Annotated in this window: 11 protein-coding genes; 7 read left to right on the forward strand and 4 right to left on the reverse strand. The window is 42.6% G+C overall.

The window, feature by feature from the left end; translation table 11 throughout:
- Window positions 1-75: 75 nt before the first annotated feature.
- Both QAS77_RS01885 and QAS77_RS01890 read right to left on the reverse strand, forming a co-directional pair.
- Window positions 76-387 carry a transcription factor S gene (locus tag QAS77_RS01885; protein WP_250867117.1) on the reverse strand — a complete coding sequence of 104 codons (312 nt, stop codon included), beginning with the start codon at window positions 385-387 and terminating at the stop codon, window positions 76-78.
- The gene (locus QAS77_RS01890) at window positions 365-784 is read right to left on the reverse strand and encodes an NUDIX hydrolase (protein ID WP_305063966.1); all 420 of its coding nucleotides are present in this window, start codon (window positions 782-784) and stop codon (window positions 365-367) included. Before QAS77_RS01890 ends, QAS77_RS01885 begins: the two co-directional genes overlap by 23 nt.
- A gap of 66 nt (window positions 785-850) precedes the next feature.
- Here QAS77_RS01890 and artA point away from each other — a divergent pair, with 66 nt between their 5' ends.
- From artA to QAS77_RS01905, 3 genes are read left to right on the forward strand one after another with little or no spacing between them, the layout of a single operon-like run.
- On the forward strand, window positions 851-1,663 hold the full coding sequence (gene artA, locus QAS77_RS01895; protein WP_250867115.1) for an archaeosortase A: 813 nt from the start codon (window positions 851-853) through the stop codon (window positions 1,661-1,663).
- Window positions 1,664-1,674: 11 nt separating this feature from the next.
- A complete protein-coding gene (locus tag QAS77_RS01900) occupies window positions 1,675-2,301 on the forward strand; it encodes a phosphatidylserine decarboxylase (protein WP_305063967.1) in 627 nt (208 codons plus the stop codon).
- Entirely contained in the window at window positions 2,298-2,981 is a 684-nt protein-coding gene (locus QAS77_RS01905) for an archaetidylserine synthase (protein WP_250867113.1), read from the forward strand. The genes QAS77_RS01900 and QAS77_RS01905 overlap by 4 nt, the downstream gene beginning before the upstream one ends.
- 42 nt (window positions 2,982-3,023) lie before the next feature.
- Here the strand turns inward: QAS77_RS01905 and clpB are convergent, their stop codons facing one another.
- On the reverse strand, window positions 3,024-5,633 hold the full coding sequence (gene clpB / locus QAS77_RS01910; RefSeq protein ID WP_442920354.1) for an ATP-dependent chaperone ClpB: 2,610 nt from the start codon (window positions 5,631-5,633) through the stop codon (window positions 3,024-3,026).
- Between the two features lie 198 nt (window positions 5,634-5,831).
- Between clpB and QAS77_RS01915 the strand changes: the two genes are divergently transcribed.
- From QAS77_RS01915 to QAS77_RS01930, 4 genes are all read left to right on the forward strand, one after another.
- Window positions 5,832-5,978: a helix-turn-helix domain-containing protein gene (locus tag QAS77_RS01915; RefSeq protein WP_305063972.1), complete on the forward strand. Its 147-nt coding sequence runs from the start codon at window positions 5,832-5,834 to the stop codon at window positions 5,976-5,978.
- 3 nt (window positions 5,979-5,981) lie between these two features.
- Window positions 5,982-6,116 carry a hypothetical protein gene (locus tag QAS77_RS01920; protein WP_276575029.1) on the forward strand — a complete coding sequence of 45 codons (135 nt, stop codon included), beginning with the start codon at window positions 5,982-5,984 and terminating at the stop codon, window positions 6,114-6,116.
- Between the two features lie 120 nt (window positions 6,117-6,236).
- Window positions 6,237-9,140, forward strand: coding sequence for a PAS domain S-box protein (locus QAS77_RS01925; protein WP_305063969.1), 2,904 nt, complete (start codon window positions 6,237-6,239; stop codon window positions 9,138-9,140).
- A gap of 73 nt (window positions 9,141-9,213) precedes the next feature.
- Window positions 9,214-9,570: a dihydroneopterin aldolase family protein gene (locus QAS77_RS01930; RefSeq protein ID WP_305063970.1), complete on the forward strand. Its 357-nt coding sequence runs from the start codon at window positions 9,214-9,216 to the stop codon at window positions 9,568-9,570.
- Window positions 9,571-9,586: 16 nt separating this feature from the next.
- Here the strand turns inward: QAS77_RS01930 and hisC are convergent, their stop codons facing one another.
- On the reverse strand, window positions 9,587-10,669 hold the full coding sequence (gene hisC, locus QAS77_RS01935; protein WP_305063971.1) for a histidinol-phosphate transaminase: 1,083 nt from the start codon (window positions 10,667-10,669) through the stop codon (window positions 9,587-9,589).
- Window positions 10,670-10,757: the final 88 nt, after the last annotated feature.

The raw sequence follows: 10,757 nt of genomic DNA on the forward strand, positions 1-10,757 counted from the left end.
AATAATCTCAATTTCAACTTGCTTATATCATTTCCTATATATATGTGTCACTGCTTTTTTCAGTGTACTTATATATTAGTCGTACTCACGCCAGGTGAAGCCACATTTGATACATTTGAAAAATCGTGTTTCCGACTCATCGGCAGACCTTAACTGTCTTAGCCACCAGTATGCAGTATTGTTTCCACATTCTTCGCATCTTGCGGTTGTTGTAGGCAGTCCTATGTCAGTATCACCTTCAAGGACAGTGACCTCTCTTTCCTCTCTTGATGATGTGCTCATAAGTTCTGGAGCGACATCCTTCGTTTTCTCATATCCACATTTTCGACATTTAAGCGTCCCTTCGATCGGGTGCATCATACTTTTACATTTTGGACAGAATTCCATTAATATCATCTCCTGCATCGTCTATCATTTTTCGGTGGTCGAAAGCCAGTTCTGGCAGTTTTTCGGGATCGAACAAAGCTACATCTGCTGCATCAGTGTTCGCTTCCGGCTTTCCATGACCTGTCGCGAGATAGCATACGGACACAGTGTGCCCACGAGGATCGCGTGAAGGGTCTGAATATACTCCGATCAATTTAACAAGATCGATAGATAATCCGGTTTCTTCAAAAGATTCCCTGATTGCCGCAGCTTCAGTTGTCTCGCCTACCTCCACAAAGCCACCAGGTAGTGCAAATTCGTTTTTGAACGGGTAATTGTTCCGTTTTATGAGTACAATCTTACCATTTAAGATGATTACGGCATCAACGGTCAATAGGGGTGTTGTTGGGACTGGCATTTTTTACAGAACCTTATGCATTTAGCAAGATACTATATATGATACCTGTTATAAAGATGCTTTATTATGATGGAAAACGTACTTTGGATTGCCGTCGCATTAATGGTGGCATCTGCTATCCTACCTCCAACCAAAAGGATAAAGTTTCTGATTGGCGGTTTAGGATGGGTATTCTTTTCACTACATTGGGCTTACCAGCCATTACATTATATCGCGATAAACGATTATTTCAATGTAATACTTACTGTAGCCATTGCTCTTTTCTGCCTGTTCATGGCACAGAACATGGTCCGTGGTTACAGTAGTTCCTCAGTTCCTGAAGAAAAGGGTCATCTCAATATTGTGCTAATGGCTACAAGTGCAACTGCTCTTGGTTCTCTTTTCTATTTCCCTTTTGCGAACATACCTTCGCTCAATCAGTGGATAATCTCCACAGTTACTGGTAATACGGTATGGATGCTCCAGATGCTGGGGCATGATGTGGTCGCAAGCGGTAATGGCGTGGTCTATAACGGATATGCTGTTAATATCATACTTGCCTGTACTGCTATTGAGAGCATTGCTTTGTTCACGGGTCTTATAATCTCTATAAACGCTCCGAAAAAGAAGCTCTTCCAGGCTTTCATGGTGTCGGTTCCAGTTATATACACATTGAACCTTATCAGAAATACCTTTGTGATAGTCGCATATGGTGAACAGTGGTTCGGCCCTGAAAGTTTTGAAGTTGCTCATCATATTATTGCCAAGTTCGGATCAGGGATCGCACTTTTTGTCATCGCCTATGTGGTAATGCGAATATTGCCTGAACTGCTTGACCTGATCGATGGTCTGTGGGAAATGACTACAGAACAGTTAAGGTCGTTCGTACGTAAGATCTAAGGGAACCGGAAATGTTAGCTAAAGATTCTCTTTCATGGGTAGTTACTGTAGTTATCCTAACAGGTATTTTCCTGACCGCAGCGGTCTTGACGGGAATTGATCTTGTATGGTATCTGTTCTACCTCTTTCTCTTCCTTACCGTCTTTGTCATCTGGTTCTTCCGGGACCCTGGCAGGACTACCAAGATATGTGACCATTGCATGTTCTCAGCAGCCGATGGCAGAGTTATTGATGTCAGTGGACAACGGGTATGCGTATTTATGAATGTCCATAATGTGCATGTGAACCGTGCTCCCATCTCTGGTGTCGTAAAGAGCATAACTCACAAAAAAGGTGGCTATTTGCCTGCTTTTCACAAGGATTCTGAACGGAACGAACGCACCGTCACAGTGATAAAGAGCAGCCATGGTGATGTGAATGTTACTCAGATAGCCGGTGTAATGGTTCGCAGGATAGTTTCCTACGTCAATGTAGGGGATGAGCTTGTCAATGGTGAGAAGATAGGGATGATCCGTTTTGGCTCCCGTGTCGATGTGACCATTCCGGAAGATTTTGATATTACCTGTAAGGTCGGAGACCGTGTGTATGCAGGCGAAACGGTAATCGCAAAAGAAAAAGGCTTTGAGGTGCGGAAATGACTTTTATAAAACTACTTAAGATCCCGGATGTTGTGACCCTTGGCAATGCCATGTTCGGTATGCTTTCAATTTTCAGCGCATTTTCTGGAAAAGCCGATCTCGCTTTCATCTTTATTCTCTTAGCAGCTATTGCCGATGGTGCGGATGGGTTTCTGGCCCGCAGAATGGGATCAAGTGTCATAGGTGAAAATCTTGATTCACTTGCAGATGCTATCTCTTTTGGTACGGCACCAGCAATTGTCATCTTTTTGATATATGGGCATCTCCAGCCTTCTCTTGTGGGAGCTGTTGCCTGTATCTATGTTATCTGTGGTGTTCTCAGACTTGCGAGATTCAACACAAAGAACAAGGCTATCCCTGATTTTGAAGGGCTTCCAATAACTGCTGCAGCTGCTGTTCTTGCCTCTTACATGTTAATGGGGGATAAATACATAATACTGTATGGGATCGTTACGATAATGCTTTTGTTATCATATCTTATGATAAGTGAACACCCTTATCCCAAACTTCGGCATCCCAAAGCAATGGCCATTATGGCAATTATCTTCATGCTTCCAATATTGTCCTATTTCATCCTGCCGGAATATCTTTTCATCTTTGCCACATTAATGTTCTTATTATTGCTTCTCTATCTCGAATCCCCTATAATGAAGATTCCGCGGCAGTATTATGATGAATGAACAATGAATCGAAAAAGTGAAGGGAAGTGTCCCTTCAATTGATCATTGCTCTGCTCTCGCTGTTCTCACACTGACCACGATACCCCTGTCATCAGCATCCACGTCTATGGTAGAACCTTCAAGGGCCTTTCCTTCAACGATCAACTTTGCAACTGCTGTTTCTACCTGGTTCTGAATGACGCGCTTGAGGGGTCGCGCTCCAAAGGCTTCACTATAGCCAGCTTCACCAAGGTAATGTTTCGCCTTCTCTGATATTTCAAGCTCCATTCTCTTCTCTTTAAGCCTCTGTATGAGGTCAGCGACCTTAATGTCAACAATGCTCACAAGCTGTTCCCTTGTCAGTGGTCGGAAAATGGCAAGTTCGTCGATACGATTGATGAATTCCGGTCTAAAATATTTAGCAAGTTCATTCTGCGCCATCTCCTGCATTTCTGCGTAATCTTCACCTTCTTCCAGTTTCGAGATGGTGCGGTCAACGCATATATTAGATGTCATGATGATCAGTGTATTCTTGAAATCCACTGTTCTTCCATGCGAATCGGTCAGTCTTCCATCATCGAGTATCTGGAGCATGACATTGAACACATCAGGGTGGGCCTTTTCTATCTCATCAAAGAGAACGACTGCATAAGGTCGTCTGCGAACTGCTTCTGTAAGCTGTCCTCCTTCCTCATGACCTATATATCCCGGAGGCGCTCCGATAAGGCGTGCGACGGTATGCTTTTCCATGTATTCCGACATATCGATGCGTATCATATTGTTCTCATCATTGAACATTTCCGCAGCAAGTGCCTTTGCAAGTTCGGTCTTGCCAACTCCGGTAGGTCCAAGGAAAATGAAACTTCCAATGGGTCTTTTCGGGTCCTTGATGCCTGCATAAGCGCGTATGATCGCATCGGAAACCGCTTTCACTGTCTCGTTCTGGCCTACAATTCTCTCATGAAGTTTATCTTCCAGATGTGTAAGCTTCTCACGTTCCCCTTCCATCAACCTTGTTATGGGAATGTTGGTCCATTGGCTTACTACCTGTGCAATATCCTCTTCCCAAACTTCTTCCTTGAGGAGCATGTCATCCTGTTGCTCCTGCAATTTTGTTTCCTCTTCTTTATACTGATGTTCCAGGGGGGTTAGTGTACCGTATTTCAGCTTTGAGGCCAGCTCGAAATCACCGCTGTTCTCAGCAAGTTCAAGCTGTGTCTTAATATCCTCTATCTGCTGTTTCAGTGATCCCAGGTTTGCAATGGTGTCCTTCTCGCTCTGCCACTTCGCACGCATGGCATCGGATTCAGCACGAATGTCCGCAAGTTCCTTCTCAAGATCAGCAACTCTTTCCTTTGAAACCGCATCCTTCTCTTTTTTCAGAGCTTCTCTTTCTATCTCGAGCTGCAATATCTTACGATCTGCCTCATCAAGCTCGGATGGTTTGCTATCAATGGCCGTTCTGACCTTTGCGGCGGCTTCATCAACAAGGTCGATGGCCTTGTCTGGCAGGAACCTGTCCGAAATATAACGGTTACTGAGGACCGCAGCAGCCACGAGTGCAGCATCCTTGATCCTTACTCCGTGGTGAACCTCGTATCTTTCTTTCAGCCCTCTGAGGATGGATATGGTATTCTCGACATCAGGCTGGTCAACAAGGACTGGCAGGAATCTTCTTTCAAGAGCTGCGTCCTTTTCTATATACTTGCGGTATTCGTCAAGCGTGGTGGCACCTATGCAATGCAGTTCCCCTCTCGCAAGCATCGGCTTTAGCAAGTTCCCTGCATCCATTGCACCTTCTGTAGCTCCTGCTCCTACGATGGTATGCATCTCGTCAATGAACAAAATGATCTGTCCCTGGGAATCGGCAACTTCCTTTAAGACTGCTTTAAGGCGTTCCTCGAACTCTCCTCTGAACTTCGCTCCTGCGATGAGTGCACCCATGTCGAGTGCTATGATCTTCTTATCCTTCATGTCATCAGGAATATCATGTTTTGCAATACGCAGGGCAAGTCCTTCTACAATAGCTGTCTTACCAACCCCTGCCTCTCCTATGAGTACGGGATTGTTCTTCCTGCGGCGTGAAAGGATCTCTATCGTGTGTCTGATCTCCTGTTCCCTTCCTATCACCGGGTCAAGTCTTCCTTGAGCTGCAAGTTCGGTGATATCAATTCCGTATTTCTTGAGCGGTTCCATTGTGTCTTCCGGATTTTCGCTGGTAATGCGTCGATTCCCCCTTAGTTCTTTAATTGTTTCTAATGTGGCATCCATTGTGATGCCTGCTTCCTCTAGTATCCGGCAACTTGTACTCCCCTTTTCTTTTAGGAGTGCGATGAGCACATGTTCTACACTGATGTATTCATCATGCATTGAACCTGCTTCATTTTCAGCCGTGTCGAGCACTCTGCTGTATGCCTGACTCACGTAAGTCTGCCCACTCCCCGACCCGGATACCTGTGGCAGTTTTGACAAATGATCTTCAAGTTTTTTTATTATCGACTGATTGTCAACTCCCATACTGTCAAGAAGGGTAGGCACAAGCCCGCCATCCTGTTCCAATAATGCAAGCAACAGATGCTCGCATTCCGTTTGCTGGTTATAATACCTTGCAGCAATGGAGAAAGACTTCTGTATGGCTTCCTGTGCTTTCTGTGTAAAACGGTTAAGGTCCATTTTTACCTCCGTATTTGGTGATACAATGGTATTCGACTTTCTGTCCTTTGATATCTGATCGTACTTCTGCAACGGAAACATTTCCCCCTGTTCCACGTATCGATCTCAGATATTCAAATGATCTGTTATTGTTTGATCATCAACTTATGTCAAACAATTTCATTTAGTGTATATCACATTTAAACATTTTCCAAAAAAATAGTACTTAGCATGCTTACAAATATTTCCGAAGAGGACGGGGTAACTTCGGAGATCCTTGCAACAACCCTTGGCATTAAATTATCACGTGTCAATCATCATCTTCGAAACCTCATCGATGCCGGTCTTGTCTACAGGAAAAAATGATCATTGTACCTGCGTGGCGGTAGTCTCAAAGCAGCGGTATGTGAGATGAGAAAGGATTCTGAGGGGATACTCGATGAGCTGGAAATGATGGCGGAAATTATTGACAATGAGGTTGGGCTTAAGAGCAGGTTTCATTAATTTTTATTATTTCGCAGTGTAAATATTTATTTGTATAAATACGCTTATATAATCGTTTGGACATACTTATTCATTGAACATTGTTGTGGGGATAACGCGTTCATTTAAATGGGGGAGGCAATGAGTATTATCAGCAGAGATGCCGGTGAAGGGCTTTTGAGTTCGTCACATACATCTGAGAAAGATGTTCTTTTAGAAGGGAATGAACTAAGTTGTCTATTTATCTTTGATTTTATGGCAGGTAAGATTTCCTTTGAGCAAGCTGCTAAGCAAATAATCGAAAAGCTCCCTCTTGCTTTCAGTAATCCTTATAATGTCTGTGCATGTATGGATCTTCAAGATTCCTTCTATAGCTCCGACAATTTCAAAAGGACGAATCACTCTCTTAATTATAATATTTCTTTGAACAATGAGTTAATTGGCGTCATATCTGTATACAATTTAGATGAATTGGCGGATTCGGATATCCAGTTATTTTCTAAGAAGGACGAGGACATATTCAAAACAGTTGCCAATCATGTTGAATTGATGGTAATGCATCGTAATATGTATGCCTCCTCCTTTGAAAAGGATGAGTCATATCGTTTTCTCATAGAAAACATCAAGGATGTGGTCTATTCTATTGATACGGATATGAACCTGTTATACATTAGCCCACAGGTTAGTTCATATGGTTATACTCCTAAACAGGTATTTGCTGGAAATTGGCTGGACATAGTCCATCCAGATGACAGGAAAAGACTCATTGATAGTTATCGTGCTACGATCAGACGGGAGTTCAATAAACCTACTGTTTTCAGATTATTTGATTCAAAAGGAAACATTCACTGGATGGAAGAGGTGGGGACTCCTATAATGAACTCATCTGGTGAAGTTACGGGTATTAACGGTATCCTCCGGGATGTTACTGAACGAAAATATATGGGGGATGAGTTAAAACAACGTGTAGAATTTGAAAAAACAATTCGTGATATATCTTCAAGTTTCATTAATTTTTCATCAGATGAACTTGACGAGAAAATACATGATGCTATGGAAGCTATTGGTACAGTTTCCGATATTACTCAATGTCATATTTACGATTCCACCTCTGGAAGTTCTCTCCTTTCCGTTCTTTATGAATGGGACAAAGATGGTAAGGGACCTCTTGATGAAAGTATAGGCGACCTTTTCATTTCAAAAATTCCAGAGCTTTTTAAAAATCTAATATCCGGTAAAAATATTGTAGTTTCATCTCTTGATGAACTCCTTTTTGGAGTGGGTGCAGAAATAGACCTGATCAATTATTTCCACATAAAATCTTTTGTTGTTGTACCAATGATAGCAAAAAATAAGTTGATTGGTTTTATTGTTTTTAGCAGCAGGGAAAAAGAAGTGCAATGGTCGGAATTTGAAGTGGATATGTTCGGTCTTGTGGGAATGATCATTGGGAATGTACTACAACATGAACGTTACAACAAAGTCCTTCGTGAAAATGAAATGTATTTCCGTTCTCTTTTTGAAGAGAGCAATGATGCGGTCTTGATCCATACTCTGGATGGTACAATTTTAAATATCAATAAAAAAGCCTGTGATATGCTCGGTTATGAAAGGAATGCCTTCTACAACATAAACGCTTATTCTCTGTATGATGAAGATCTGTATGATGAGTTTCCTGCTTTTGCAAGAAGGGTGTTGGCAGAAGGTTCTGCTCACTCGGAATCGTGTATGAACAAAGCTGATGGTGGCGTTATCGATGTCTCAATAAGTTCTTCCTTTGTTGACCGCAATAAGAGAGTTATACAGAGCATTGTTCAGGACATCACTGAAAAGAAAAAAGTTGAGCAGGAACTGAAATCCTATCGCTTGAAATTGGAAGACAAAGTGAAGGAAAGGACTGAAGAACTGTCTCGTGTCAATGAGCAGCTTGAAGAAGAAATCTTAGAGCGTAATCTAATTGAAGTTTTGATGGGGGAGCATGAACTTCTCCTTGAAAATGTTCTTGAATCGTCGGGTGACAGCATTGCTTTTTTTGATATGGGTAATAAGGCCAAGTTGATGAATTCACAATTCCTGGATATGTGGAAAATTCCTGAAAATATAGGGGTCGATATGGACTATTTGGATATATTCGCGGAATTTGTTTTTCCACATCTTGAGAATGCTGAATATGTAGGTTCAAAGGTCCGTGAGTTCTCAAGCCTAAAAGAAAAAGATAGTGGATTGCTGTATTTCAAAGATGGTCGTGTCGTTGAATATAATTTGTTCCCTGTTTTCAAGGATGGGGTCATCCAAGGTCATGTCTATAATTGTCGTGATATAACTATAAATAAAAAAGCAGAATCTGAACTTAAGAAGTACGCGGAGGATCTGGAATATTCTAATGAGCTAAAGGACCTGTTTGCAGATATCTTGCGGCATGACCTGTTAAATCCAGTTGGAATAGTCAAAGGTTTTCTGTCCGTTCTTATACAGAAAGAAAAAGACCCCTCTATGCTGGATATGCTCAGAAAGGTGGAAATGAGCAATCAAAAGGTTATCGATATGATCGGGATGGCTTCAAAACTTTCAAGACTTGATTCAGTTGAAAAAATTGAGTTCAATGTTATTGATCTCGGTTTTATGATCAACATTGCAAAAACAAACTTTGGGGCAATGTTCGAGAATAAGAACATGAGGGCTGTATGCCGATTCAGTGGAAGTTATTTTGCAAAAGCCAATATAATGATCGAGGAAGTATTCGCAAACCTTTTTTCAAATGCTATAAAATACAGCCCAGAAGGTAGTACTGTCTATGTTGATATTTTGGATGCAGGCGATGAATGGAAAGTGCAGTTCACTGATTTTGGTGAAGGTATTTCAGACGAAGACAAGCCACTAGTATTCGAACGCTTCAAGCGTGTAGGAAACAGTAGCATAAAGGGAAGTGGGATTGGTCTTGCAATCGTAAGGAAGATTGTCGATCTCCATGGTGGCAGTTTTGGAGTTGAGGACAATCCCGATGGGAAAGGATGTGTTTTCTGGATCACTCTGAAAAAAGGATGATCTTCGATCCTTCTACCACATTGGCTATATATCTGCAGGTCAATGTCGTTGCATCAGGAACATGGTAGATAGAATGGTCGAAGATACAATTACTGACAGGGATAACGTGCTTTTTGAAGCGGGTATCAAGCTTGGAGCTTTATATCATCAGTTCACCGGTTCTCCGGTGAACCTTCGTACTGTGGAAAGCCTTGAGACAGCTATTGCACAGAGCATTTCAGTGCAGCCGTGTGTGGAAAAAATTACTGTGAGCATAGATCGGGATATGATCGGCTCAAAGCTTAATGATGAATTCGGTTACTGCGAGCTTGAAGGGCGTATGCTCAATGTTCAGATCGATGCAATATACGGCTCAGCAAAGGTGCATGTTTCAATGGAGTTCAACAAGGAACTTGACTATCCTTTGATGAAAATAGATAAAATAGACTGACCGCTCAGAGTAGCAGTCAGATATCGGAGAAGGCCTTTACGACCTTCTCATTCTGTTCTTGTGTTCCAATGGTCACACGTATGAGTGATACGCCGGCATGTGCAAAGGATGTGCAGTCACGCACAATGATTCCTTTTTTGAGTAATTCTGTAGTGACATCGCGTGCTTTGTGTGGTGCTACATCGACAAGTACGAAGTTCGCTTGTGTATCGTAGACCTTGAAAGGCAATTCTTCCTGAAGGAACTTCTTTCCTTTAACTGCAAGTTCGATACTTTTATTCAGGTGTTCGGTATCTGAGAGTGCAGCTATCCCTGCGGCCATTGCAGCCGTACTGACATTGAAGGGGGTTGCTATTTTCATGTACTCTTCTCTGAGCCACTCCGGCATGATGCCGTATCCCATTCTCATACCTGCAAGACCGAATGCCTTTGAAAATGTCCTGCCCACAATGATGTTGTCATGTTGGGGTACAAGATGTGCAACATTCTTCTCGGCAAATTCCACATATGCCTCATCCACGAAAACAAGTGCATCGGTAGCTGCTGCGATCTTCAGTATGTCTTCTTCAGGAATGACATTTCCTGAAGGGTTGTTTGGAGAACACAGGAAGATGATCTTCGTGTTCGGTGTGATGGCTGCCAGTAATTTATCCACATTGATCGAAAAGTCCTTTTCACGCTGGACATATACCGTAGTTGCACCGTTGGCACGTGCAGCTATCTCATAGTAGGAGAAGGTCGGGGTAGTGATCACTACTTCGTCACCGTTAGTTATGACAAGTCTTGCCAGTCCGTCCAGCAATCCATCCATCCCGGGACCGGATGCAACAATATTGGCTGCAGGTATGTCTGTATACTCAGATATCGCATCCACAAGTTCGCGTGCATCTGCTGAAGGATAGATGCTGATTCCCTGTGCATTCTCTATGAGTGCTTCGACAGCTTTTGGTGAAGGTCCGAGAGGATTCTCGTTCGACCCGAGCTTGATGACCGAGGATGGCTCAAGTCCGTAGTTCTTCACTATATCCTCGATGGACTTACCGGGAACATATTTGGCAATGGATGCTATCTCATCCTTTATCAGTTCATATCTGGGCAATGATCTCTACCACCTTGTCTATCTGTTCCTTTGTAATGATCAGTGGAGGTGCTATGCGGAGTACCTTCTCGGAGGTGCAGTTTAAGAG

The organism is Methanococcoides sp. (genome assembly GCF_030594565.1).
Taxonomy (GTDB): Archaea; Halobacteriota; Methanosarcinia; order Methanosarcinales; family Methanosarcinaceae; genus Methanococcoides; species Methanococcoides seepicolus.

What these genes read in the sequence shown, in the direction of transcription:
- QAS77_RS01885 (WP_250867117.1), bottom strand. Translation starts at nt 387, where the DNA reads ATGGAATTCTGTCCAAAATGTAAAAGTATGATGCACCCGATCGAAGGG.
- QAS77_RS01890 (WP_305063966.1), bottom strand. Translation starts at nt 784, where the DNA reads ATGCCAGTCCCAACAACACCCCTATTGACCGTTGATGCCGTAATCATC.
- artA (WP_250867115.1), top strand. Translation starts at nt 851, where the DNA reads ATGATGGAAAACGTACTTTGGATTGCCGTCGCATTAATGGTGGCATCT.
- QAS77_RS01900 (WP_305063967.1), top strand. Translation starts at nt 1,675, where the DNA reads ATGTTAGCTAAAGATTCTCTTTCATGGGTAGTTACTGTAGTTATCCTA.
- QAS77_RS01905 (WP_250867113.1), top strand. Translation starts at nt 2,298, where the DNA reads ATGACTTTTATAAAACTACTTAAGATCCCGGATGTTGTGACCCTTGGC.
- clpB (WP_442920354.1), bottom strand. Translation starts at nt 5,633, where the DNA reads ATGGACCTTAACCGTTTTACACAGAAAGCACAGGAAGCCATACAGAAG.
- QAS77_RS01925 (WP_305063969.1), top strand. Translation starts at nt 6,237, where the DNA reads ATGAGTATTATCAGCAGAGATGCCGGTGAAGGGCTTTTGAGTTCGTCA.
- QAS77_RS01930 (WP_305063970.1), top strand. Translation starts at nt 9,214, where the DNA reads ATGGTCGAAGATACAATTACTGACAGGGATAACGTGCTTTTTGAAGCG.